Genomic DNA, 23,786 nt, shown 5'->3' with positions numbered 1-23,786 from the left:
ATAAGCGCAGTGCCATCAGGCATACCAAATCAGACTCACACCTTCTTCATCTTCTGCTATTCCCTCACGCGTCACAAAAACACCCGCAGCCGCAATCAACGTTTCACCATAAAACAGCAGCGGCGTGGTATCTCGTCGCCAGGGTGGAATCCCCTGCTCCTGCCAGATTTTCTTTAATTTACGTCCACCGTTACGCCCGACAATATGTAATACGCCTGGCGCTTTAAAACGAATACTGACCAGCTCGTCCGCTTTAGGCACGCGCAATTCGCCTGCGGAGATTAACTGCACCGATCCCAGCCCAACGGGCAGCGTCAGCGGCGTTTGCCAGCATGGCCAAGGAATGACGGTTTCGCTGTGCCCGTCGACCGGTTTCACCCACCACAGTTGCGACTGGTAGCGACGAATGTCGAACCCTCCAAGGCGAAAACAGGGGGAAGCATCCTCTCGTGCCAGCGCGACTTCCTGCCAGATACGTTCCAGAGCGTCACGGGAAGGCATTGGCGCATGTAATCCCGCCAGCCAGCGGCGAAGCAGCGCAGCACGCCGCACATCGCTCATCATCATAAGCGGCGCCAGCAACAGTGTTCCCTGGGCCGTGACACAGTCGGCTAGATCGCTGGCAAGCAATTCATCCAGCAAGCTCTCCTGCTCGGCGCACAGCGCGGCGCTGCGGGCTGTAGCTTGCGCGAAGTGTGGCCAACGCTGTTGCAGCAAGGGAGTAACGCGCAATCTGAGGAAATTGCGATCGTAGGTATCATCCTGATTACTTTCATCTTCGATCCAGCATAATTGGTGCTGTCGCGCCCACCCTTCCAGCGCCTCTCGTGTTTGCGCCAGCAGCGGTCGGATCAGCCGGGTCCCGGCGAACGGTGAGCTTTCCCCCATGGCGGAAAGCCCGGCAGGACCACTGCCGCGCTTAAGTGCCAGCAGAAAGGTTTCGCACTGGTCATCCAAATGCTGGGCGGTCATCAGTACCTCGCCCGGCAGTAACGTCTGTGCAAATGCGTGATAGCGCGCCCGCCGCGCCTGAGCTTCTATACCCAGGCCATCATCCTCCAGACGGACCCGTTCAACCGCCAACGGCACCTGCCACTGCGCGCATATCGATTCACAGTGCTGCACCCAGCTGTCCGCATGGGGACTTAGTCCATGATGAATATGGATTGCGCGCAACGTAACGTCAGGGTGCTGTGCTCGCCACAGCACTAACTGATGCAGCAGCACGGTGGAGTCCAGCCCGCCGCTAAAGGCGACCAGAATCGATTGAGAATTCAGCAGTGAAGTATTCAGCGTGAGTGTTGTCATGATGGTTACTTACAATGGCATTGCCCGGCACGTTACCGGGCTAACGCCACAATAACAAGCCTTACAGCTCATACAGTTCGAGCGGTAATCCGTCGGGATCGTTAAAAAACGTAAAGCGTTTGCCGGTAAAAGGATCGATGCGTACCGCCTCACACTTCACATCGCGAGCCTCTAGATGCGCGATCGCTTTCTCTACATCATCCACACTGAACGCCAGATGACGTAAACCACAGGCTTCCGGTCGACTAGGGCGGCAAGGTGGAAATGGGAAAGAAAAGAGCTCAATCACATACTGACCGTTCAATGCCAGATCGCCTTTCCAGGAGTCACGCTCTTCCCGGTAGGCTTCGCTCATCAGGGTGAAGCCCAGCACATCGCAGTAAAATGCCTTACTCACCGCGTAGTCCGTCGCAATAATGGCAATATGGTGAACCTGTTTTAATTCCAGCATAGCGTCATCGCCTCTTTCGTTTGTTCTTTCAGCACGTTACTCGTGCGTAATGGGTTCAGGCAAGTCGTTATGCCATTTTTAAGACTCTCACACGATACACGCCATCCTCACCCAGTTTAGCGCCATGGATATCGGTTTCAAATCCAGGATAATGATGGCCCACTGAACACAGCATCAGCAGGAAATCGAGTACAGCCCGGCTTTTTTCCGTGATCATTTCACCAGGCATCAAGAGCGGTACTCCGGGCGGATAAGGCAGGATCATATTGGCGGAAACGCGCCCCACCAGTTGATCAAGCGCCACCGTTTCAACCTCACCTTTGATCTGCCGCTGCCAGGCCTGATGCGGCGTCATTTTCATTTCCGGTAAGGTATCAAATGCCCGCAGCATCAGCCCGGAGAGATCGTGCTGGCGAATAAGCCTATGGATCCCCTGCGCCAGATCCTGAATACGCATATTGCGATAAAAATCGGGATCCTCGGCATACAGATCCGGCAGCATGTTTTTCACGCGTAAATTCAGATCGTACGAACGCTTAAATTCCGTCAGGCCGCGCAGCAGGCCCATCGCCCGGGTTTTATCAATACCGATGCTGAACAGGAACAACAGATTATACGGTCCCGTTTTCTCGACAACCACGCCGCGTTCATCAAGGAATTTCGCCACCAACGCGGCGGGGATCCCCTCTTCACTCATATTTCCTTGTTCATCCATCCCCGGCGTCAGAATAGTGACTTTCACCGGGTCGAGGAACATGTGGTCGGCGTCAGCATCGACAAATCCGTGCCAGTCTTCACCAGGCGCTACCGGCCAGCATTCTGCTTCATCCACCCTTTCCGGCTGCCAGATATCAAAAAACCAGCCATCCGACTCTTCACGCAACCGCTGCACTTCTTTACGAAAATGCAGCGCCCGCTCCACCGAACGATTGATTAACCGCTTGCCTGAATTGCCTCGCAGCATGGCCGCTGCGGTTTCTATCGAGGCAACAATCGGGTAACTCGGCGAAGTGGATGTGTGCATCATAAAGGCTTCGTTGAAGGTGTCTTCGTCGTAGTCACCCTTAATGTGGATCAAAGAAGCCTGTGACAACGCCGCCAGCATCTTGTGGGTGGACTGGGTTTCAAAAATCACCTTCCCCGGCACGCGCTCACCGCTCATCCCGCTTTTCCCCTGATAGATCGGATGAAAATGGGTATATGGCACCCAGGCTGAATCAAAATGGATAGAGGGCACATCCAGCGTTTGCTTGATCCAGTTGGTGTTATACAGCAGGCCGTCATAGGTAGAGTTGGTGATCACCGCATGCACCGGCCATTGCGCCTGGGGGGTCTCCTCTATCTTGCTTTCAATGCTTGCACGGGTAAATTCCCTTCGGGGGATACCACCCAGAATACCCAACGCATTACGCGTCGGCTTCAACCAGATTGGCACCACATCGCTCATCATCAGCAAATGCGCCAACGACTTATGACAGTTGCGGTCAATCAACAGCGTACTGCCCGTTGGTGCGGCATACATACCAACAATTTTATTGGAGGTGGACGTGCCGTTGGTCACCATATAGCTCTGCTCGGCGCCAAAAGTGCGCGCGATATACTCCTCCGCTTCCAGGTGCGGGCCGGTATGATCCAGCAGCGAACCCAGCTCGGTCACAGAAATGGACACATCGGCTTTCAGCGTATTGCCGCCAAAGAAATCATAGAACAGGCAGCCGACCGGGCTTTTCTGGTACGCCGTTCCCGCCATATGACCGGGCGTGCAGAAGGTATACTTTCCTTCCTTCACATAGGTAAATAGCGCTTTGGTAAAAGGCGGCGTGATGTTATCCAGATATTCACTGGTGTACTGGCGGATGCGGGTGGCAATGTCTTCAGACTGGCCCAGCGCATACTCAAAAAACCACAGCGCCATACGCAGATCATGGGCGCTGACATCCATCGTCGAATGGGTATTAATAAAGGCGTAGAGCGGAAGATATTCGTTTAGCTGGTTGATCTCACTGCACAGATCCAGACTGTATTCATCCCAGTCAAAAATGACGCCGCAAATTCGCGGGTTATGTTCGATAAACTTCAGCAGGTCAACGCTATTCTGCGGCCAGATAATCTGAAACCCCTGCTGTTGTAGCGCACGCTCAAGTTCCTTGATGGGCTCATCTTTATAAAAGACGCCATGCGGTCCCATGATGGCAATGATATTCATGCGTTCCTCCTGGAAAAACCTTAGTTAAGCATAGCCTGGTCAAACAGCAGGTAAAAAAAAGGGCCACAGCATTGTGGCCCTTTTCAGAATGAATGCAGTTTACGCGTAGCCGTAGCTCATCAGACGCTGGTAACGACGGTTTTTCAGATCTTCTTTACCTAACACATCAAGATCGGCGAGATCGGCCAGCAGTTGCGCTTTCAGCGACGCCGCCATGGCTTCCGGGTTGCGGTGCGCGCCACCCAGCGGTTCAGGAATGATAGAGTCGATAAGCTTCAGCTCTTTCAAACGCGGCGCGATAATCCCCATCGCTTCTGCGGCCAGCGGCGCTTTATCGGCGCTTTTCCACAGAATAGACGCGCAGCCTTCCGGGGAGATAACGGAATAGGTGCTGTATTGCAGCATATTCACTTTATCGCCTACGCCGATCGCCAGCGCGCCGCCGGAACCACCTTCACCGATAACGGTGCAGATGACCGGTACGCTCAGACGCGACATTTCACGCAGGTTGCGCGCGATCGCTTCAGACTGACCACGTTCTTCAGCGCCCACGCCCGGGTAAGCCCCAGGGGTGTCAATGAAGGTAATGATCGGCATGTTGAAACGTTCAGCCATTTCCATCAGACGCAGCGCTTTGCGATAGCCTTCCGGCGCTGGCATGCCGAAATTACGACGAATTTTTTCTTTGGTCTCACGGCCTTTCTGATGACCAATGATCATCACCGGACGGCCATCCAGACGCGCGATACCGCCGACGATAGCTTTGTCATCCGCATAGGCACGATCGCCCGCCAGCTCATCAAATTCATCAAACGCCAGGCGGACATAATCCAGGGTGTACGGACGCTGTGGATGGCGCGCCAGTTGGGCTACCTGCCATGCGCCAAGATCGGCGAAGATTTTACGCGTCAGTTCTACGCTTTTTTCACGCAGACGATGCACTTCTTCATCGATGTTAATATCCAGTTTCTCATCCTGACGGCTAACCGCAGTCAGAGAATCGATTTTTGCTTCCAGCTCTGCAATCGGCTGTTCAAAATCAAGGAAATTCAGACTCATAGTATTCCTGTATTAGTCAAACTCCAGTTCCACCTGCTCCGAACCAATAAGGCCGCGGAGATCGTTTAGCAAACGATCGCTCGGAGAGACACGCCACGTCGCGCCAAAACGCAACCGCGCACGTGCATCCGCCCTCTGATAGTAGAGATGTACTGGAATTGTCCCCGAGCGGTGGGGTTCCAGAGACTGACGGAGTCGGTTTAAAAGCTGGTCATCAATTTGCCTGTCCGTCAGCGAGATAGCAAGCCCGCGAGCATATTTTTCCCGGGCTTCGTCAATATCCATGACTTCACGGGCCATCATTTTAAGCCCGCCGCTGAAGTCATCAAAGCTGACCTGTCCGCTGACGATAAGTATGCGGTCTTTTTCCAGCAATTGCTGGTATTTATCCAGGGCATCGGTAAACAACATAACTTCCAGACGCCCGGAACGGTCATCCAGGGTACAGATGCCGATACGATTGCCGCGCTTGGTGACCATTACCCGCGCGGCAATGACGAGCCCCGCAGCCGTGGTGACTTTACCACGTTCTGTCGGATGCATGTCTTTCAGCCTGTGGCCTCCAACATAGCGCTCAATTTCTTTTAAATACTGGTTGATGGGGTGTCCCGTCAGGTAAAGCCCTAACGTTTCACGCTCACCGTCTAATACTACCTGCTCAGGCCACGGTGTACAGTTGGCATAAGACTGTTCAATTTGTTCCGGCTCTTCCGCCAGCACGCCAAACATATCAGCCTGGCCAATAGCCTCGGCTTTCGCATGCTGATCGGCGGCTTTTAGCGCATCATTCAGCGAATTCATCAACGCCGCGCGGTGTGGGCCAAGGCGGTCAAACGCCCCGGACATAATCAGTTTTTCCAGCACCCGGCGATTAAGTTTTTTGATATCCGTACGCGCACAGAGATCAAACAGCTCGCGGAAGTAACCGCCTTCGTTGCGCGCCTCAATAATAGCTTCAATTGGCCCTTCACCCACGCCTTTTATCGCGCCGATGCCGTAAACAATCTCGCCATCATCGTTAACGTGGAAATGGTAAAGCCCGGAGTTAATGTCCGGCGGCAGGATTTTTAGCCCCATGCGCCAGCATTCATCCACCAGCCCGACCACTTTCTCGGTGTTATCCATATCGGCCGTCATTACCGCTGCCATAAACTCGGCTGGGTAATGTGCCTTCAGCCACAGCGTCTGGTAAGAGACGAGCGCATAGGCTGCGGAGTGCGATTTGTTAAATCCGTAACCGGCGAATTTCTCCACCAGGTCAAAGATTTTCATCGCCAGTTCGCCGTCGACGCCGCGCTTTTTCGCCCCTTCTTCAAAGGTGCCGCGCTGCTTGGCCATCTCTTCCGGCTTTTTCTTACCCATCGCACGACGCAGCATATCCGCGCCGCCAAGCGTATAACCGGACAGCTCCTGGGCAATCTGCATAACCTGTTCCTGATACAGGATAATGCCGTAGGTTGGCTCCAGTACCGGCTTCAGACACTCATGCTGCCATTGTACGTCCGGGTAGGAAATCTCTTCGCGCCCATGCTTACGGTCGATAAAGTTATCTACCATCCCCGACTGTAGCGGGCCAGGGCGGAACAGGGCCACCAGAGCGATCATATCTTCGAAGCAGTCAGGCTGCAGACGTTTGATCAGATCCTTCATGCCGCGGGATTCAAGCTGGAATACCGCGGTGGTCTCCGAGCGTTGCAGCATGTCGAAGCTTTTCTTATCGTCAAGCGGAATGGCTGCGATATCCAGCGGCGGCTCGCCGTTCTTTTCACGGCGGGCGTTGATCATCTCCAGCGCCCAGTTGATGATAGTCAGTGTGCGCAGACCCAGGAAGTCGAACTTCACCAGGCCGGCGTATTCCACGTCGTTCTTATCAAACTGAGTAACCGGGTGTAGCCCCTGTTCATCGCAGTATAGCGGCGCAAAATCGGTAATTTTGGTCGGAGCGATAACCACGCCACCGGCGTGCTTACCGGCGTTACGCGTGACGCCTTCCAGCTTACGCGCCATATCGATCAGCGCTTTAACCTCTTCATCCGCCTCATAGATTTCCGGCAGTTGGGGTTCAGCTTCGAAGGCTTTCGCCAACGTCATGCCCGGATCGGGCGGCACCAGTTTCGAAATACGCTCCACGAAGCCGTACGGGTGCCCCAGCACGCGGCCCACGTCACGGATAACCGCTTTTGCCGCCATCGTACCGAAAGTAATAATCTGTGAAACCGCATCACGACCGTACATTTCCGCCACGTGTTCAATAACCTGGTCGCGTTTCTCCATACAGAAGTCAACGTCGAAGTCGGGCATTGAGACACGTTCCGGGTTGAGGAAACGTTCGAACAGCAGGTCAAATTCCAGCGGATCCAGGTCGGTAATTTTTAGCGCATAGGCCACCAGCGAACCTGCGCCGGAACCACGTCCCGGGCCGACTGGTACACCGTTATCCTTCGACCACTGGATAAATTCCATAACGATCAGGAAGTAGCCTGGGAATCCCATCTGGTTGATAACCTGTAGTTCCACATCCAGACGCTCGTCATACTCCGGACGACGCTTGGCGCGCACTTCCGGATCCGGGAACAGGAATTCAAGACGCTCTTCCAGACCCTCTTTCGACTTGGCCACGAGGAAGTCCTCGGTGGTCATATCGCCGGTCGGGAACTGCGGCAGGAAATATTCGCCAAGGCGCACCGTGACGTTACAGCGTTTGGCGATTTCGACGGTGTTTTGCAGCGCCTCCGGGATATCGGAGAACAGCTCGCACATCTCGTCTTCGCTGCGCATATACTGCTGCGCGGAGTAGTTACGCGGACGTTTGGGATCGTCAAGAGTGAATCCGTCGTGGATCGCCACACGGATTTCATGCGCGTCGAAATCACCGGTTTCCAGGAAGCGAACATCGTTGGTCGCCACCACCGGCAAACCACGCCTTTCGGCCAGTTCTACCGCGGCATGCAGATAGTTTTCTTCATCTTGTCTGCCGGTACGGATCAGCTCAAGGAAGTAGCTATCCGGAAAATGCGCTTCGTAAAACGCCACGCATTCGTCAACCAGGGCGCTATTACCGCGCAACAAGCTACGTCCGACGTCGCCCATCCGGCCGCCGGAGAGCAAAATCAAACCTTCTTTTAGCTCGACCAGCCAGTCCCTGTCGATGACCGGCCCTTCTGCGCCATACCCGCGCTGATAGGCTTTTGATATCAACAACGTCAGATTCTGATAACCGGTATTGTTAGCGGCCAGCACGGTGAGTTGCGTGAGTTCATCACCCAATAGCTCACTGCGGACATGAAAATCTGCACCAACAATCGGTTTAATGCCGGCGCCGTGACCCGCTCCGTAAAACTTCACCAGACCACAGAGGTTGGTAAAATCGGTGATCGCCAGCGCGGGCATGCCTAACGCGGCCGCCTTCTTCACCAGCGGCCCGGTTTTCGCCAGCCCATCGATCATGGAGTAGTCGCTGTGCACCCGGAGGTGGACGAAACGTGGTTCAGACATCTTCAGATTCCTTCGACACAAGAATCAGGACGTGAGTCCCAGTGCGCGTTTGACGGGGCCAAAACTGCGGCGATGGTGCTCTGTCGCGCCATACAGTGCCAATTTTTCCAGATGAAAAGCAGTTGGATAGCCTTTGTGCTGTGCAAAACCATACTGCGGAAAAACCGTATCCAGCGCAGCCATTTCAGCATCGCGGGTCACTTTTGCCAGTATTGACGCTGCGCTAATCTCCGCAACGCGGCTATCACCTTTGACTACCGCCATCGACGGTACCGGTAATGCCGGGCAACGATTGCCGTCAATCAGTACGTATTCTGGCGCAATATGCAGACCCGCGACCGCACGCTGCATCGCCAGCATGGTGGCATGCAAAATATTCAGATCGTCGATTTCATGCGGTTCTGCACGGCCTACGCTCCAGCTTAACGCTTTTTCTTTGATTTCATCAAACAGCGCCAGGCGACGTTTTTCTGACAGTTTTTTTGAGTCGTTAAGACCGATAATCGGGCGAGCCGGATCCAGAATAACGGCAGCAGTAACAACCGCACCGACCAAAGGACCACGCCCGACTTCATCCACACCCGCCACTAAATGCGTATGCGGATAAACAAATTCAATCATAGCGTTAACTCCAGGACTGCATCCGCTGCCTGCTCATCGGCATTGCAACGGATCTGCTGGTGCAGTTCACGGAATGTGTCGTGCATCGCATGGCTGGTTTTGCCATTCGCCAGTAACGGCAACAGCGCTTGCGCCAGCGCATGCGGCTCACACTCTTCCTGCAACAGCTCTTTAACCAGTTCTCTTCCCGCTAACAGGTTAGGTAGCGAAACGTAATCCGTTTTCACCAGACGCTTCGCCAGCCAGAAGGTGAAGGGTTTCATGCGGTAGCCGACCACCATCGGACACTTTGCCAGCATACACTCCAGCGCAGCGGTGCCTGAAGCCAGCAGTGCGGCGTCGCTGGCCACCATCGCTTCACGTCCCATGCCATTAAGCAGATGCACGGAAAGCTCCGGCGCAACCTCAGCCTTGATACGCTCAAACTGCTCCCGGCGTTTGGCATTGACCAGCGGCACCACCACTTCGAGATCCGGGTAATGCTGACGTAACAGCTGCGCCGTTTTCAGAAAATCGGCGCTGAGCATCTCCACTTCAGCGCCACGGCTTCCAGGCAGCAGCGCCAGGCAGTGAGCATCGTGGGGAATACCCAGAATATCACGTGCCGCGTTTTTATCCGGATCCAACGGCATGGCATCCGCCATGGTGTGGCCGATAAAGCGGCACGGGACGTTAAATTTGTCATAAAACGCTTTTTCGAAAGGCAGAAAGGCCAGCACCATATTGGTGGATCTGCCTATTTTGAAAACGCGTTTCTGTCGCCACGCCCAGACGGACGGACTGACATAATGAATGGTTTTTATGCCCTGCTTTTTCAAGTTCCCTTCAAGGGTAATATTGAAATCAGGCGCATCAATACCAACGAAAACATCCGGCTTGAGATCGGTGAATCGACGAGTGAGATCGGCACGAATATGCAGTAAACGGCGCAGACGTCCGAGCACTTCAACAATGCCCATCACCGCCAGTTCTTCCATTTCGTACCAGGCTTCACAGCCTTCGGCCTGCATTAGCGGCCCCGCCACGCCAACAAAACGCGCATTGGGAACACGAGCTTTGAGTGCGCGAATTAGCCCTGCACCAAGAATATCGCCGGAGGTTTCTCCGGCGACGAGGGCAATCGTTAAAGGACGCTGCTCAGTCATTAACGAATCAGACCACGCGTTGAGCGCTCAAAGAAGTCGCTGAAAGCCTGGACTTCGGGGTACTGTTTCGCCAGTTCGGCGATTTCCGGCTTCACTTCTTCCAGAGTTTTACCGCTACGGTACAACGCTTTGTAGGCATTACGAATCGCGGTAATCGCTTCGCGGGTGAACCCACGACGCTTCAGACCTTCGATGTTGACGCCAAACGGCGTCGCGTGGTTGCCCTGGGCGATAACGTACGGGGGCACATCCTGAGCAACGCCAGAACAGCCGCCAACCATTACATGCGCGCCGATGATGCAGAATTGATGCACCGCAGTCATGCCGCCGATGATAACAAAATCATCCAGCGAAACATGTCCGGCAAGCGTGGCGTTATTCGCCAGAATACAGCGGTTGCCTACCGTACAATCATGCGCGACGTGCGCATTAATCATCAGTAAGTTATCGCTGCCCACCTTCGTCACTCCACCGCCCTGCACTGTGCCACGATGAATGGTGACGCTTTCGCGGATGCGGTTGCGATCGCCAATTTCCACGCGGGTCGGTTCGCCAGCATATTTCAGATCCTGGTTAACTTCGCCGATGGAGGCAAACTGATAGATCTCGTTATCGCGACCAATTTTTGTATGGCCATTCACGACAACGTGAGACTTCAGTACGGTACCCTCACCAATTTCAACATGGGGTCCAACAATACAAAATGGGCCAATGTGAGCGTTAGCGCCAATACTGGCGCCCTCTTCCACAATGGCGGTAGGGTGAATAAAGGCGGATTTATCAATCACGTATCAGGCCTCCCGGCTACGGGCACACATCATCGTTGCTTCGCACACAACTTTACCGTCGACCAGCGCAACCCCTTTAAAACGGGTCAGGCCACGGCGCGTTTTCTCGAAAGTCACTTCCATGATCATCTGATCGCCTGGCACGACAGGACGCTTAAAGCGCGCTTCGTCAATACCCGCGAAATAGTACAGTTCGCCTGGTTCCAGTTTTCCTACGCTTTTAAACGCAAGGATTCCGGTGGCCTGCGCCATCGCTTCCAGAATCAGTACGCCAGGGAAAATAGGTTTGCCCGGGAAGTGGCCCTGGAAGAAAGGCTCATTAACGGATACATTTTTCACTGCGCGCAGAAAACGACCTTCTTCAAAATCCAGCACACGGTCAACCAGCAGAAACGGAAAACGGTGCGGCAGAAGTTCTAAAATCTCTTCAATATGCAGAGTATGAGTGTTAGTAGTCAAAATACTCTTCCTGTCAAAATATACTAAAAGGCAATAATAACACGGCCTGTCGCAATCGTATGAATGGGACAGGCCGAAAAGTCAGACATGCAAAAAAGGTGCTTTAGTCTTGTTGATTAACCTTGCGCTCAATCACTTTGAGGCGCTTGCTCATATCATCAATATTCATCACCAGTGCAGCTGTTTTACGCCATACCTTATTGGGTTGTAGCGGAATGCCTGAGGAGTAGACGCCAGGTTCAGTGATAGGACGCATCACCATACCCATGCCAGTTACCGTGACTTTGTCGCATATTTCCATATGCCCATTGATCACACTGGCGCCGCCAATCATGCAGTAACGGCCAATCTTCAGGCTACCCGCCATAATGACGCCACCGGCTACCGCCGTATTGTCGCCAATCACAACGTTATGTGCAATCTGGCATTGATTATCAATGATAACACCATTACCGATCACAGTATCGTCCAGAGCACCACGGTCAATGGTGGTACAAGCGCCGATCTCGACGCGATCGCCGATAATCACACGACCAAGCTGCGGGATCTTCACCCAGTTACCACGATCGTTCGCGTAACCAAATCCATCCGATCCGACGACAGTGCTGGACTGGATCAGGCAGTTCTCACCGATCTGAATGTCGTGGTAAATCGTCACATTCGCCCACAAACGCGAACCTGCACCGATTTTTGTATTTTTTCCGACGAAGCAGCCTGCGCCGATAACCACGTTATCGCCCAGCTCTACGCCAGACTCAATGACCGCATTTGCGCCCACAGAGACATTTTTACCCAGCTTCGCCGTCGCATCGATCGCTGCACTCGGTGCAATGTTCTGTGCGGGCTGAGGCGTGGTATCTAAAATTTGCGCCATACGAGCATAGGTCAGGTAGGGATTCTTCACTACCAGCGCCGCACTCTTAGCAAAAGGAAGATCGTCCTGCGTCATCACAACGGCAGAAGCCTGGCATACGCCTAAGTGTTCACGGTACTTAGGATTCACCATAAATGTGATATTGCCAGTTTGCGCAGATTGCATGGACGCTACGCCGGTGATGACGATATCGCCATCACCGTGTAATTCTGCATCCAACTGCTCTGCTAAATCAGCCAGTCGAATTGAAGGCATTACTTATTTAACCTGTTTCAGTACGTCAGCGGTGATGTCTTTTACATCGCTGCTATTGTATGCAACGGTGTTTGCGTCAACGACCAGATCGATGCTCTGGCTGTTAGCAACAGATTTCACAGCTGTCTGGATACGAGTAACCAGTTTGCCACGTTCTTCGTTGGAACGACGCGCACGATCCTGCTCAAAAGCCTGAGCTTTCTGAGAGAAAGTCTGGCGCTGAGCCATAACGTCTTTTTCCAGCTTGGTACGATCGCTACCCGCTTTCATAGATTGCAGACGCTGCATTTTAGATTGCAGATCGGATTCCATGCGCTGCAGTTCGCTGGCACGGCCTTTGAACTCGTTTTCCAGCGTCGCGGAAACACCTGTCTTCTGTGCAACCTGTTGGAACAGGCTACCCATGTTGACGATTGCAATTTTGTCAGCAGCCTGTGCGGACGTTGCCATCGCTAAACCGAGACCTGCAGCTAATAACCACTTTTTCACAATTAACTCCTTACCATCCCATTTGCACCCGAAGGTACAGTTCTTTGCGTGGCCAGGCGATCCCATGCAAGATCGCCTAAAGTCAGCGCTACACTACCACTACATTCCTTTGCGAAGAACAATTACCAGGTTTTACCAATGTTAAACTGGAACTGTTCCGCTTTGTCTCCATCGTACTTCTTGAACGGTTGGGCGTAGGAGAAAACCAACGGCCCCAATGGGGACATCCATTGTAAAGCGATACCCGCTGACATACGGATATTGCTCGGATCGCTGTAATCTGGCACACCGACAGCTCGTGTTTCTGCGCTATCCTGCCAATTAGTATCCCAAACGGTACCCATATCCCAGAAGAAGGAGGTACGAACCGAGTTGGCATATTTATCACTAATAAACGGTGTTGGGGTAATAAACTCCAGGCTGGCGACAGCCATGGCGTTACCACCGACTGCATCATCTGATTTACAGTCTTTACCGTCCTTGTTCGTGCACTCTTCGTAGTCGTCAGGATCCCCTGCATAAGCCCCTGATTTATAAACTGCTTTCGGACCGATAGTATTCGACTGGAAACCACGTACGGTGCTGGAACCACCGGCATAGAAGTTCTCATAGAACGGCATTTCTTTACTGCCAATACCGTCTCCATAACCTACCTTGGTACGGCCCAGGACAACCCATTTGTGATCGTCATCAATCGGCACGTAGGTCGCGGTATCCATCGACAATTTGTAGTATTCGTTATCAGAACCCGGAATGGTCACTTTACCGTTCAGGTTGACGCGCGTACCGTCTGTCGGGAAGTAGCCACGGTCAAGCTTGTTATATGTCCAACCATAGTTAAAGGTGAAGTCATCAGCAGCAAAGCTGTTGGTATTGGTCTCACCCATTGACTCAAGATAACGATCCATCGCAACCTGCGGCTGCATGTTGGACAGTTTGTTATGTACATAACCCAGACCCGCACGCAGCGTATTGTATTCGTTAACCGGGAAGCCGAGCGTTACATCAGTACCATAACTTTTGTTGGTATAGTCGGACAGATCTGCATCATCCGCTTCAAAGTCGTTATAGAAGACGCGGCCGCCAAGGCTCACACCGTCAACGGTGAAGTACGGGTTGGTGACAGACAACTCAGTATAGGTCTGGTAGTCGTTTTTGGTGCCGTTAATACCGACGGAATAACCGGTACCTAACCAGTTATCTTGCTGAACGCCCGCCTGGAAGCTCACGCCGCTCTCGGTACCGTAACCGACACCGAAGTTAAAGCTACCGGTGTTACGCTCTTTCACCTTATAGACCACATCAACCTGATCCAGACGACCCGGAACACGCTGAGTATCGGTATCGACGGTTTCAAAGTAACCCAGACGGTTCAGACGTTCTTTACCCTGGTCGACCAGATCGCTGCCCAACCATGCGCCTTCCATCTGACGCATTTCGCGACGCAGAACGGAGTCTTTAGACGTGTCGTTCCCTTCAAAGCGAATCTTACGCACGTAGAAACGGTTACCCGCATCCACATTTACGCGTAATTTAACGGTTTTGTCGGCATCATTGATTTCAGGCTGCGACTGAACGCGCGGATAGGCATAGCCATAGCGACCCAGAAGCTTCTTGATATCATCTTCCATTTTGGTCACTTTGGTGCCGTTATAGAGTTCGCCTGGCTCGATTTTGGTCAGGCTCTCAATTTCGGCGGAGTGTCCGGCCAGGTTACCGCTCACCTCGACTCCAGAAAGCTTGTACTGATCGCCTTCAGTAATGTTAACGGTTATGTAGATACCTTTTTTATCCGGCGTCAGGCTGACCTGGGTAGAATCGATATTGAAACGAGCATAACCGCGATCCAGATAGTAGCTGCGCAGGGTTTCAAGATCGCCCGCGAGTTTCTGTTTCTGGTATTTACGATCGCCCACCACGTTCCACCACGGCACTTCATCACGCAGTTGGAAGTGAGAGATAAGTTCGTCAGTCGAGAAAGCATGGTTGCCGACGATATTGATCTGTTGGATCTTCGCCGAAACACCTTCCTGGAAGACCAGTTTGAGGTCAACGCGGTTACGCGGCAACGGCGTTACCACCGCTTTCACACTGGCGCTGTACTTACCGACGCTATAGTAGAAATCTTCCAGGCCTTTTTCGATATCGGCAAGCGTGGTGCGATCCAGAGACTCGCCAACACGTACGCCAGACGCCTCGAGGTTTTGCTTCAGCATGTCGTCTTTCACCGATTTGTTACCGGAGAAAGTGATGCTGGCAATCGTCGGACGTTCTTTTACCTGAACCAGAAGGGTATCACCATCGCGCAGGACGCGGACATCCTCAAAGTTACCGGTGGCGAACAGAGCACGAATGGTATTACTGATGTCTTCATCATTAACCGTGTCGCCTGTGCGCACCGGCATACTGAGGAGAGCCGCACCAACGGCGACTCGCTGTAGGCCTTCGAAATGAATGTCCTTCACTACGAACCCTTCAGCACCGTATACGGTGGCGCTGCTAAACAGCAGCGACGCTATGAGCAACTTTTTCATCGCCATCGTTATTATGCGTTCTTCCTAACACTCTCTTACAACCGAGAGAAATCATTGAAAAGTGCAAGCCCCATTAACAACACCAGCAAGATAGAGCCAATGCGATAACTAAAGTCTTGAACCCGCTCGGATACCGGACCGCCCTTCAGCTTTTCAATCGCCAGGAACAGCAGATGCCCCCCGTCAAGAACGGGCAACGGAAACAGGTTAATTATCCCTAAGTTCACGCTGATAAGCGCAAGGAACATCAGGTAATAAATCACCCCGAACTCCGCTGACATCCCAGCCCCCTGGGCGATAGAAATCGGCCCACTGAGGTTGTTCAGTTTTACATCACCGGTAATCAATTTTCCCAGCATACTGACCGTCAGCTTCATCAACTGCCACGTTTTATCCGAGGCTTCGAGGATGGCGCTGAAGGGCCCATACTGGCGTACAGTCTTATACTCATCAGGCAGAGGAATAATTTTAGGCACCACGCCCGCAAAACCTTCTGCCTTCCCGTTAACCTGTTTTGAATCTGGGGTTAACGTTAAAGACAAGGAACTTCCTTGTCTTTCAATATCTAGCGCTAACGGCTCATCCGGATTATCGCGCACCAGCGTCACGAACGTCATCCATTGCGTCAGCGACTGACCATTGACTTTAACGATCCTGTCGCCAGCTTGCAAACCCGCCTTACTTGCAGCCGAGTTAACCTGCACTTCTGACAGCACTGGTTCAATCTGTGGACCGCGTGGGCGAATCCCTAAACTGGAGACGGGATCCTGTTTGTCTGGCTCAAATGCCCAATGGCGTAAATCCAGCGTTTTGTCCTGCCGCTGGTCACTGCCAAACTGCGCCACGCTGAGCGTCGTATGCTCATCGCCAATTTTGGCAACCAACTGCAGTCTCACGGCATCCCAATCTGGGGTTTCGATACCATCAACCGCTTTTAGTTCCGTACCTGGTTGAATTTGCGCCTGCGCAGCAATCGAGTTGGGCGTTATTTCACCAACAACCGGACGAACACCAGGGACACCGATGATAAACACCAGCCAATAAGCGAAAATAGCAAAAAGGAAGTTTGCAATCGGACCTGCGGCAATAATGGCTGCGCGTTGCCCAACCGTTTTATTGTTGAAAGCGTAATGGCGCAGCTCCGGTACCACCGGTTCAGCGCGCTCATCCAGCATTTTGACGTAACCGCCGAGGGGGATTAGTGCGATGACGTATTCTGTACCCAGTTTATCGGTACGACGCCAAAGCGCTTTTCCAAAGCCAATGGAAAAGCGCTCAACGCGGACTCCGCAGCGCCGTGCAACCCAGAAATGACCAAATTCATGCACGGTGATAAGCACACCGAGTGCGACGATGAATGCAGCCAGATTCCAGAGAATACTCAGCATAAGACCATCCGTTAGAGCGTCCTGAATACCAGTAACAACAGGCAGGCAAAGACCGGTACCGCAGCCGTCAGGCTATCAATACGATCCAGAATACCGCCGTGTCCTGGAATTAAGTGACCACTGTCCTTAATACCTGCTTCACGCTTAAACATACTCTCAGTCAGGTCACCCAGCACGGAGGCCAGGGCTGCAACGATGGAGCAAATAAGCAAGGTGACAGGCGCAACTTCAAGATTCGCCCACATGCCATAACCCCATGAGATCACGGCCGCAGTAGCGAGTCCGCCAATAAAACCCTGCCAGGTTTTACCAGGAGAAACCTTCGGCGCCAGTTTATGTTTGCCAAACAGCTTACCAAACATATACGCACCAGAGTCCGCTCCCCAGACGAGGATCATGACATACAGCAGCCATAGCGCGCCACTATAATGATTCTCATCATAGTGCCATGCCCGTAGCGCCAGCATTCCCCAAAAGAAAGGAACAATGGTTAGTACGCCGAAAATTATGCGTAATGTTTTGGAATTACGCCAGACCGACGCCGAACCTGGGTAAAACAGTACCAGTAACAGCGCGACGATCCACCAGCCCAGCGACGCCCATAGCGATACTTCAACCAGCGGCTGATGAATATTGCGATGGTATTCTGGCAGTAAAAATAGCATTAGCGCCAGCAATAGCCCGCACAAAACCGCCAGCCAGACTCGCTGTGTACGCGTGGTAAAACCGCTTAACTGTCCCCATTCCCAGGCGGCCAGCATACAGACGACCAGCGTAACAATGGCGAACCCCACCGGCGGCAGCAAAAACAGCGCCGCGATGACAACGGGTATTAAAACAAAAGCAGAAATCAGGCGATACTTCAGCAAAAGCGACCCCCATCAGGCTTTTTCATCACCGGGCTCGGTGCCGCCGAAACGACGCTCACGATTAGCAAAGGCATGCAGCGCACCTTCAAAGTCTTGTTCATCGAAATCGGGCCAGAGAACATCCGTAAAGTAAAGTTCGGCATAGGCAATTTGCCATAACAGAAAATTACTAATTCGATGCTCTCCCCCAGTCCTTATCACTAAATCCACAGGGGCCAGTTCATGCATACAAATTTGCTGCCCAAGCATCTCTTCATCGATTTGCTCTGGACGCAGCAGACCTTCCTGCACCTGTTGTGCCAGTTGCCTGACTCCCTGGACAATATCCCACCGTCCACCGTAATTCGCTGCAATATTCAGCGTCAACCCGGTATTCTGGGCGGTAAGCGCTTCTGATTTGCGAATCCGTTCTTGCAAACGTGAGTTAAATCGACTGATATCCCCGATAATACGCAGACGTACGTTATGGCGATGCAGGTTTTTCACTTCGCTATCAAGCGCCCACACAAACAGTTCCATTAACGCGCTCACTTCCTGCGCAGGTCGGTTCCAGTTCTCACTGCTAAAGGCATACAGCGTTAACGCATCAATACCGTTATTGGCAGCAAAAGAGACAGCCCGGCGGACGGATTTTGCTCCGGCCTTATGCCCAAAGGCGCGAATCTTCCCTTGCTTTTTCGCCCAGCGGCCATTGCCATCCATGATGATTGCTACATGGCGGCAACCATGTGCTGGCAAACTTTCGCTTAATGGTTTAGTTGCAGACAACATAACGCGTTTTTAGTCCCTGAAAGGATTTACGGTACTCAGGAATACTGAAGCCCTCACACAAAAAAGCCGTGTCAAACCACGGCTTACCCGACCGACAAAAAGCAACTACCCGCGATCGAGTGGCGCAGACTATATCACTGAAGCCCAACGCTAACAAATAGCACGATCTTCCGTAGAGGGATTATCATCAGCTTGAGAGTCGCATCACTGCTTTTCTGGCAACTTCCCGCGCGATGGCATCAACCTTCAGTACGTCATCAACGCTCTGCGGCTCCTGCAAATCCATCTTATCCAGTACGGATAAATTAAGATCGGCAATATCGGTAAATCGAATCTGCTGCGCCAGAAATGCGGCAACGGTAATTTCATTCGCGGCGTTCAGGGCGGTCGTCGCCGCCTGCCCTTGCTCAAACGCGTCCATCGCCAGTTTCAGGCACGGATAGCGCTGGTAGTCAGGTGCGGAAAACGTCAACGCACTGAGTTGGCAAAAGTCGACAGGCGTAACGCCAGACTTCACACGTTCCGGCCATGCCATCGTATGGGCAATAGGTGTACGCATGTCAGGTTCCCCTAACTGCGCCAGAACGCTGCCATCCTGATAACGAACCATCGAATGAATAACCGACTGCGGATGAATCAGCACTTCCATCTGGCTTGCGCTGGCATTAAATAACCAACGCGCTTCAATGTATTCCAGACCTTTATTCATCATGGTGGCTGAATCGACAGAAATTTTTCGTCCCATCGACCAATTCGGATGACGACATGCCTGATCGGGGGTCATAGCAACCAGATCGCGCAATGGCGTTTCACGGAAAGGGCCACCAGACCCGGTAAGCAGCACGGACACGACGCCGTTTTGCTCAAGGTCAGCGTATCCCAGATTGAGTTGGATCGGTTGCGGTAAACTCTGAAAAATCGCGTTATGCTCGCTATCAACCGGCAAAAGCTGCGCTTTGTGGCGTTTCACGTCGTCCATAAACAGACGTCCGCAGGTTACCAGAGACTCTTTGTTCGCCAGCAAAATGCTTTTGCCCGCGCGGATTGCCGAAAGCGTCGGCAGCAAGCCCGCTGCGCCGACAATCGCCGCCATAACCTGATCAACATCATCCAGCGCGGCCATATCACAGGCAGCCTGCTGTCCACTCATAACTTCAGTGCGGCTACCCTGCTCCAGCAGAGCCGATTTTAGCAATGCCGCGCTTTTTTCATCGTCCATTACCGCATAGCGAGGAGAAAATTCCAGGCATTGCTCCACCATACGGGCAACATTCTTACCCGCAACCAACGCAGCAACACGAAATTTTTCCGGGTTATGGCGTACTACATCCAGCGTACTGCAACCAATGGAACCGGTTGATCCCAGGATGGTTAATTGCTTCATGAGACATCCAGAAAAATAGGGTATAGGCAGAAAAAGCAAAACGCCGCCATCCAGCCCTTGCAGGCCTTCTAAGCGGCGTTTTTAGCGTACAGATGAATCAGAACTGCATCAGTTCCGTTTCTTTCTCTGCCAGCGCCGCATCAACTTTCTTGATCGCTGCGTCAGTCAGTTTCTGTACTTCGTCCTGAGAACGGCGATCGTCATCTTCGCTGATCTCTTTATCTTTCAACAGCGCTTTCACTTTGTCGTTTGCATCGCGGCGTACGTTACGTACGGCAACACGCGCGCCTTCCGCTTCGCCACGCACGATCTTGGTCAGATCTTTACGACGTTCTTCGGTCAGCGGAGGCAGCGGAACGCGGATGTCGGAACCCGCTGAACTTGGATTCAGACCAAGGTCGGAAGCCATAATTGCTTTTTCAACGGCAGGTCCCATTGAGCGGTCAAACACGTTGATTTTCAGGGTACGGGAATCTTCAACCGTTACGCTTGCCAGTTGGCGCAGCGGAGTCGGCGTGCCGTAATATTCCACGACAATACCATCCAGCAGGCTAGGAGAAGCACGGCCCGTACGAATTTTGCTGATTTGATTTTTGAACGCTTCGACGCATTTGTCCATGCGTACTTCAGCATCTTTTCTGATATCGTTGATCACGTTACGAATCCTTGAAAGCTCGTTTCAGTCAGACCATACCCACTACGCAAGGTGTGACAAGTATAGTCTTGATTAATTTTGAGGGACGTATCCCGCGACATTAAAGCGGAATATTACCTGCATTTAGCCGCAACGGGAATTATTCCGTGATTAACGTGCCTTCTTTTTCACCCATAACAACACGGCGCAGCGCACCCGGTTTGTTCATGTTAAAGACACGAATCGGTAATTTGTGGTCACGAGCCAGCGTGAACGCAGCCAGATCCATCACTTTCAGCTCTTTATCCAGTACTTCAGTGTAGGTCAACTGTTCGTACATGGTCGCCGTAGGATCTTTAGCCGGGTCGGCAGTAAATACGCCGTCCACTTTGGTGGCTTTCAGTACTACATCCGCTTCAATTTCAATACCGCGCAGACAGGCTGCTGAATCGGTAGTGAAGAACGGATTGCCGGTACCCGCAGACAAAATAACAACGCGATTGTTACGCAGCAGACTGATCGCTTCCGCCCAGCTGTAGTTATCACACACGCCGTTCAGAGGAATGGCGGACATCAAGCGAGCGTTCACATAGGCGCGATGCAGTGCGTCACGCATTGCCAGGCCGTTCATTACCGTAGCCAGCATGCCCATGTGGTCGCCCACAACGCGGTTCATCCCAGCTTTCGCCAGACCAGCGCCACGGAACAGGTTACCGCCACCAATCACTACGCCAACCTGAATACCCAGCTCGACCAGCTCTTTGATTTCCTGAGCCATACGGTCAAGTATGCTTGCATCAATACCGAAGCCTTCTGAACCTTGCAGAGCTTCGCCACTTAACTTAAGCAGAATACGTTTGTAGACGGGTTTTGCATTGGTAGCCATGTTTCTTTCCTGAGACTGTCAACGAATGAGATGAGTTAATTCCGGCGACATTGTATGTCGCTTTTCAGCATGACCACTATAGCGGTTCGCTGAATTTACAAGCCAGACACAAAAAGAAGCCGCCCTCAGGCGGCTCCTTTAAAAATTAAGACTGCTTGGACATCGCAGCAACTTCTGCTGCAAAGTCAGTCTCAACTTTCTCGATGCCTTCACCCACTTCGAAGCGGATGAAACCCGTTACGTCAGCGTTGTGCTCTTTCAGCAGCTGACCAACAGATTTGCTCGGTTCCATAACGAAAGGCTGGCCAGTCAGAGAAACTTCGCCGGTGAATTTCTTCATGCGGCCTTCAACCATTTTCTCTGCGATTTCTTTCGGCTTGCCAGACTGCATGGCGATGTCCAGCTGAACCTGGTATTCTTTCTCTACCACTTCAGCAGAAACGTCTTCCGGCTTAACGAATTCTGGTTTGCTTGCAGCAACGTGCATTGCCAGCTGTTTAACCAGTTCTTCGTCAGCGCCAGTTGCAGCAACCAGAACACCGATACGCGCACCGTGCTGGTAGTTACCCAGAACGTCGCCTTCCAGGGAAGCCACGCGACGAATGTTGATGTTCTCACCGATTTTAGCAACCAGCGCAACACGTTCTTCTTCGAACTGTGCTTTCAGAACTTCAACGTCAGTGATTTTGCCAGCAACGGCAGCGTCCAGTACTTTGTCAGCAAATGCCTGGAAACCAGCATCTTTAGCAACGAAGTCAGTCTGGCAGTTAACTTCCAGAATGAAAGCGATGTTGCCGTCGATTTTGGTTTTGATTACGCCGTCAGCAGCAACGTTGCCTGCTTTTTTCGCCGCTTTGATTGCGCCGGACTTACGCATGTTTTCGATTGCCAGCTCGATGTCGCCATTAGCTTCAGTCAGTGCTTTTTTGCAATCCATCATGCCTGCGCCAGTACGCTCACGCAGCTCTTTTACCAGGGATGCGGTAATTTCAGCCATTCTAAAATCCTCGGAAGATTTGATCTGCCCGGCATGAAACCGCACAGATTTAAAAGTGAAAAAGGGGGCCATATACAGGCCCCCTAACCAAACGTGATACTACCTGGTCTATAAGGGCTCTAACGAGCGTGCCTTATTATTCAGCTTCTACGAAGCTTTCTTCCGCCTGGGAAGCCAGATCCTGAGAACGGCCTTCACGAACGGTAGTAGCTACAGCGCCCAGGTACAGGGTCACAGCACGGATTGCGTCGTCGTTACCCGGGATAACGAAGTCAACACCGTCCGGATCAGAGTTGGTATCAACGATAGCAAATACCGGGATACCCAGGTTGTTTGCTTCTTTGATAGCAATGTGCTCGTGGTCAGCATCGATTACGAACAGAGCGTCCGGCAGACCGCCCATGTCTTTGATACCGCCCAGGCTGTTTTCCAGTTTCTCAAGCTCACGAGTACGCATCAGCGCTTCTTTCTTGGTCAGCTTTTCGAAAGTACCGTCCTGAGACTGAGTTTCCAGATCTTTCAGACGTTTGATGGACTGACGAACGGTTTTCCAGTTAGTCAGCATACCGCCCAGCCAGCGATGGTTCACGAAGAACTGGTCGCAGCTGTTAGCAGCTTCTTTCACCGCTTCGCTTGCAGCGCGTTTAGTACCAACGAAAAGGATTTTACCTTTACGAGCAGAGATCTTGTTCAGTTCAGCCAGAGCTTCGTTGAACATCGGTACAGTTTTCTCAAGGTTGATGATGTGAACTTTGTTACGCGCACCGAAGATGAACGGCTTCATTTTCGGGTTCCAGTAACGGGTCTGGTGACCAAAGTGAACACCAGCCTTGAGCATGTCGCGCATGGAAACAGTTGCCATGATTAAAACCTCTATATATAAAAGTTGGGGTTAAGCCTCCACGCATCCCATATTACCGACCCCAAAGGGCACCCCGGAATATGTGCCGATACGTGTGTGTTGTTACACAAAGTGAGATTTGTCGCTCCCGTCCATCGTGTGTAGTCTTCGAGTGGATCGGAAGTCCGGCGCGCTTTATACCACAAATACGCCACCGACACCAATAATTGTTGGCGGTCTGTGCTGTTAATGATTCTCAATTTGGCAGGGTACACCCCTGACTGATACCATTGTCAGCACTTACACAATTATTGCCGAAAATAATCGGCACT

The 23,786-nt window shown here is 52.3% G+C and carries 20 protein-coding genes; all 20 read right to left on the bottom strand.

Annotation, left to right across the window (positions count from 1 at the left end; translation table 11 throughout):
* Positions 1 to 15: 15 nt before the first annotated feature.
* On the bottom strand, positions 16 to 1,308 hold the full coding sequence (tilS, locus tag FDX04_RS03825) for a tRNA lysidine(34) synthetase TilS (RefSeq protein WP_137360294.1): 1,293 nt from the start codon (positions 1,306 to 1,308) through the stop codon (positions 16 to 18).
* A gap of 61 nt (positions 1,309 to 1,369) precedes the next feature.
* A complete protein-coding gene (locus FDX04_RS03820; protein ID WP_137360293.1) occupies positions 1,370 to 1,759 on the bottom strand; it encodes a VOC family protein in 390 nt (129 codons plus the stop codon).
* Positions 1,760 to 1,826: 67 nt separating this feature from the next.
* On the bottom strand, positions 1,827 to 3,965 hold the full coding sequence (gene ldcC, locus FDX04_RS03815; RefSeq protein WP_042312156.1) for a lysine decarboxylase LdcC: 2,139 nt from the start codon (positions 3,963 to 3,965) through the stop codon (positions 1,827 to 1,829).
* A 99-nt stretch (positions 3,966 to 4,064) separates the two neighbouring features.
* Positions 4,065 to 5,024 (bottom strand): acetyl-CoA carboxylase carboxyl transferase subunit alpha, encoded by a 960-nt coding sequence (gene accA / locus FDX04_RS03810; protein ID WP_038637427.1) that lies wholly within the window; start codon positions 5,022 to 5,024, stop codon positions 4,065 to 4,067.
* A 12-nt stretch (positions 5,025 to 5,036) separates the two neighbouring features.
* Positions 5,037 to 8,519 carry a DNA polymerase III subunit alpha gene (gene dnaE / locus FDX04_RS03805; RefSeq protein WP_137370457.1) on the bottom strand — a complete coding sequence of 1,161 codons (3,483 nt, stop codon included), beginning with the start codon at positions 8,517 to 8,519 and terminating at the stop codon, positions 5,037 to 5,039.
* 24 nt (positions 8,520 to 8,543) lie between these two features.
* Positions 8,544 to 9,140 (bottom strand): ribonuclease HII, encoded by a 597-nt coding sequence (rnhB, locus tag FDX04_RS03800; protein WP_038637421.1) that lies wholly within the window; start codon positions 9,138 to 9,140, stop codon positions 8,544 to 8,546.
* A complete protein-coding gene (gene lpxB / locus FDX04_RS03795; RefSeq protein ID WP_137370456.1) occupies positions 9,137 to 10,285 on the bottom strand; it encodes a lipid-A-disaccharide synthase in 1,149 nt (382 codons plus the stop codon). The genes rnhB and lpxB overlap by 4 nt, the downstream gene beginning before the upstream one ends.
* Positions 10,285 to 11,073, bottom strand: a complete 789-nt coding sequence (lpxA, locus tag FDX04_RS03790; protein ID WP_003018525.1) for an acyl-ACP--UDP-N-acetylglucosamine O-acyltransferase — start codon at positions 11,071 to 11,073, stop codon at positions 10,285 to 10,287. The genes lpxB and lpxA overlap by 1 nt, the downstream gene beginning before the upstream one ends.
* Before the next feature lie 3 nt (positions 11,074 to 11,076).
* Positions 11,077 to 11,532 (bottom strand): 3-hydroxyacyl-ACP dehydratase FabZ, encoded by a 456-nt coding sequence (fabZ, locus tag FDX04_RS03785; protein ID WP_003018528.1) that lies wholly within the window; start codon positions 11,530 to 11,532, stop codon positions 11,077 to 11,079.
* Positions 11,533 to 11,635: 103 nt separating this feature from the next.
* The gene (lpxD, locus tag FDX04_RS03780) at positions 11,636 to 12,661 is read right to left on the bottom strand and encodes a UDP-3-O-(3-hydroxymyristoyl)glucosamine N-acyltransferase (protein ID WP_137370455.1); all 1,026 of its coding nucleotides are present in this window, start codon (positions 12,659 to 12,661) and stop codon (positions 11,636 to 11,638) included.
* A 3-nt stretch (positions 12,662 to 12,664) separates the two neighbouring features.
* Positions 12,665 to 13,150 (bottom strand): molecular chaperone Skp, encoded by a 486-nt coding sequence (skp, locus tag FDX04_RS03775; protein WP_016151765.1) that lies wholly within the window; start codon positions 13,148 to 13,150, stop codon positions 12,665 to 12,667.
* A 122-nt stretch (positions 13,151 to 13,272) separates the two neighbouring features.
* Positions 13,273 to 15,690 carry an outer membrane protein assembly factor BamA gene (gene bamA / locus FDX04_RS03770; protein ID WP_137370454.1) on the bottom strand — a complete coding sequence of 806 codons (2,418 nt, stop codon included), beginning with the start codon at positions 15,688 to 15,690 and terminating at the stop codon, positions 13,273 to 13,275.
* Between the two features lie 29 nt (positions 15,691 to 15,719).
* The gene (rseP, locus tag FDX04_RS03765) at positions 15,720 to 17,072 is read right to left on the bottom strand and encodes a sigma E protease regulator RseP (protein ID WP_137360289.1); all 1,353 of its coding nucleotides are present in this window, start codon (positions 17,070 to 17,072) and stop codon (positions 15,720 to 15,722) included.
* A gap of 11 nt (positions 17,073 to 17,083) precedes the next feature.
* Entirely contained in the window at positions 17,084 to 17,941 is an 858-nt protein-coding gene (gene cdsA / locus FDX04_RS03760; RefSeq protein ID WP_038637406.1) for a phosphatidate cytidylyltransferase, read from the bottom strand.
* Positions 17,942 to 17,953: 12 nt separating this feature from the next.
* Complete coding sequence (ispU, locus tag FDX04_RS03755; protein ID WP_137348921.1) at positions 17,954 to 18,712, bottom strand: (2E,6E)-farnesyl-diphosphate-specific ditrans,polycis-undecaprenyl-diphosphate synthase; 759 nt, start codon at positions 18,710 to 18,712, stop codon at positions 17,954 to 17,956.
* 187 nt (positions 18,713 to 18,899) lie between these two features.
* Positions 18,900 to 20,096: a 1-deoxy-D-xylulose-5-phosphate reductoisomerase gene (gene ispC, locus FDX04_RS03750; protein WP_137370453.1), complete on the bottom strand. Its 1,197-nt coding sequence runs from the start codon at positions 20,094 to 20,096 to the stop codon at positions 18,900 to 18,902.
* Positions 20,097 to 20,193: 97 nt separating this feature from the next.
* Positions 20,194 to 20,751 carry a ribosome recycling factor gene (gene frr, locus FDX04_RS03745; protein WP_006686783.1) on the bottom strand — a complete coding sequence of 186 codons (558 nt, stop codon included), beginning with the start codon at positions 20,749 to 20,751 and terminating at the stop codon, positions 20,194 to 20,196.
* A 139-nt stretch (positions 20,752 to 20,890) separates the two neighbouring features.
* Positions 20,891 to 21,616 (bottom strand): UMP kinase, encoded by a 726-nt coding sequence (gene pyrH, locus FDX04_RS03740; RefSeq protein ID WP_003018549.1) that lies wholly within the window; start codon positions 21,614 to 21,616, stop codon positions 20,891 to 20,893.
* A 145-nt stretch (positions 21,617 to 21,761) separates the two neighbouring features.
* A complete protein-coding gene (tsf, locus tag FDX04_RS03735) occupies positions 21,762 to 22,613 on the bottom strand; it encodes a translation elongation factor Ts (RefSeq protein WP_006686782.1) in 852 nt (283 codons plus the stop codon).
* Between the two features lie 136 nt (positions 22,614 to 22,749).
* Positions 22,750 to 23,475 carry a 30S ribosomal protein S2 gene (gene rpsB / locus FDX04_RS03730; protein ID WP_003018553.1) on the bottom strand — a complete coding sequence of 242 codons (726 nt, stop codon included), beginning with the start codon at positions 23,473 to 23,475 and terminating at the stop codon, positions 22,750 to 22,752.
* Positions 23,476 to 23,786 lie beyond the last annotated feature (311 nt).

This window comes from Citrobacter sp. wls615, from assembly GCF_005281355.1.
GTDB lineage: Bacteria > Pseudomonadota > Gammaproteobacteria > Enterobacterales > Enterobacteriaceae > Citrobacter > Citrobacter werkmanii.
This window is presented reverse-complemented; position numbering and strand designations above follow the sequence as displayed.

Bases quoted from the DNA above. Each gene is read 5' to 3' on its own strand.
- lpxB (WP_137370456.1), bottom strand. From the start codon at position 10,285: ATGACTGAGCAGCGTCCTTTAACGATTGCCCTCGTCGCCGGAGAAACC.
- pyrH (WP_003018549.1), bottom strand. From the start codon at position 21,616: ATGGCTACCAATGCAAAACCCGTCTACAAACGTATTCTGCTTAAGTTA.
- rpsB (WP_003018553.1), bottom strand. From the start codon at position 23,475: ATGGCAACTGTTTCCATGCGCGACATGCTCAAGGCTGGTGTTCACTTT.
- rnhB (WP_038637421.1), bottom strand. From the start codon at position 9,140: ATGATTGAATTTGTTTATCCGCATACGCATTTAGTGGCGGGTGTGGAT.
- rseP (WP_137360289.1), bottom strand. From the start codon at position 17,072: ATGCTGAGTATTCTCTGGAATCTGGCTGCATTCATCGTCGCACTCGGT.
- ispC (WP_137370453.1), bottom strand. From the start codon at position 20,096: ATGAAGCAATTAACCATCCTGGGATCAACCGGTTCCATTGGTTGCAGT.
- ldcC (WP_042312156.1), bottom strand. From the start codon at position 3,965: ATGAATATCATTGCCATCATGGGACCGCATGGCGTCTTTTATAAAGAT.
- dnaE (WP_137370457.1), bottom strand. From the start codon at position 8,519: ATGTCTGAACCACGTTTCGTCCACCTCCGGGTGCACAGCGACTACTCC.
- FDX04_RS03820 (WP_137360293.1), bottom strand. From the start codon at position 1,759: ATGCTGGAATTAAAACAGGTTCACCATATTGCCATTATTGCGACGGAC.
- ispU (WP_137348921.1), bottom strand. From the start codon at position 18,712: ATGTTGTCTGCAACTAAACCATTAAGCGAAAGTTTGCCAGCACATGGT.
- accA (WP_038637427.1), bottom strand. From the start codon at position 5,024: ATGAGTCTGAATTTCCTTGATTTTGAACAGCCGATTGCAGAGCTGGAA.
- bamA (WP_137370454.1), bottom strand. From the start codon at position 15,690: ATGGCGATGAAAAAGTTGCTCATAGCGTCGCTGCTGTTTAGCAGCGCC.
- tilS (WP_137360294.1), bottom strand. From the start codon at position 1,308: ATGACAACACTCACGCTGAATACTTCACTGCTGAATTCTCAATCGATT.
- tsf (WP_006686782.1), bottom strand. From the start codon at position 22,613: ATGGCTGAAATTACCGCATCCCTGGTAAAAGAGCTGCGTGAGCGTACT.
- lpxD (WP_137370455.1), bottom strand. From the start codon at position 12,661: ATGCCTTCAATTCGACTGGCTGATTTAGCAGAGCAGTTGGATGCAGAA.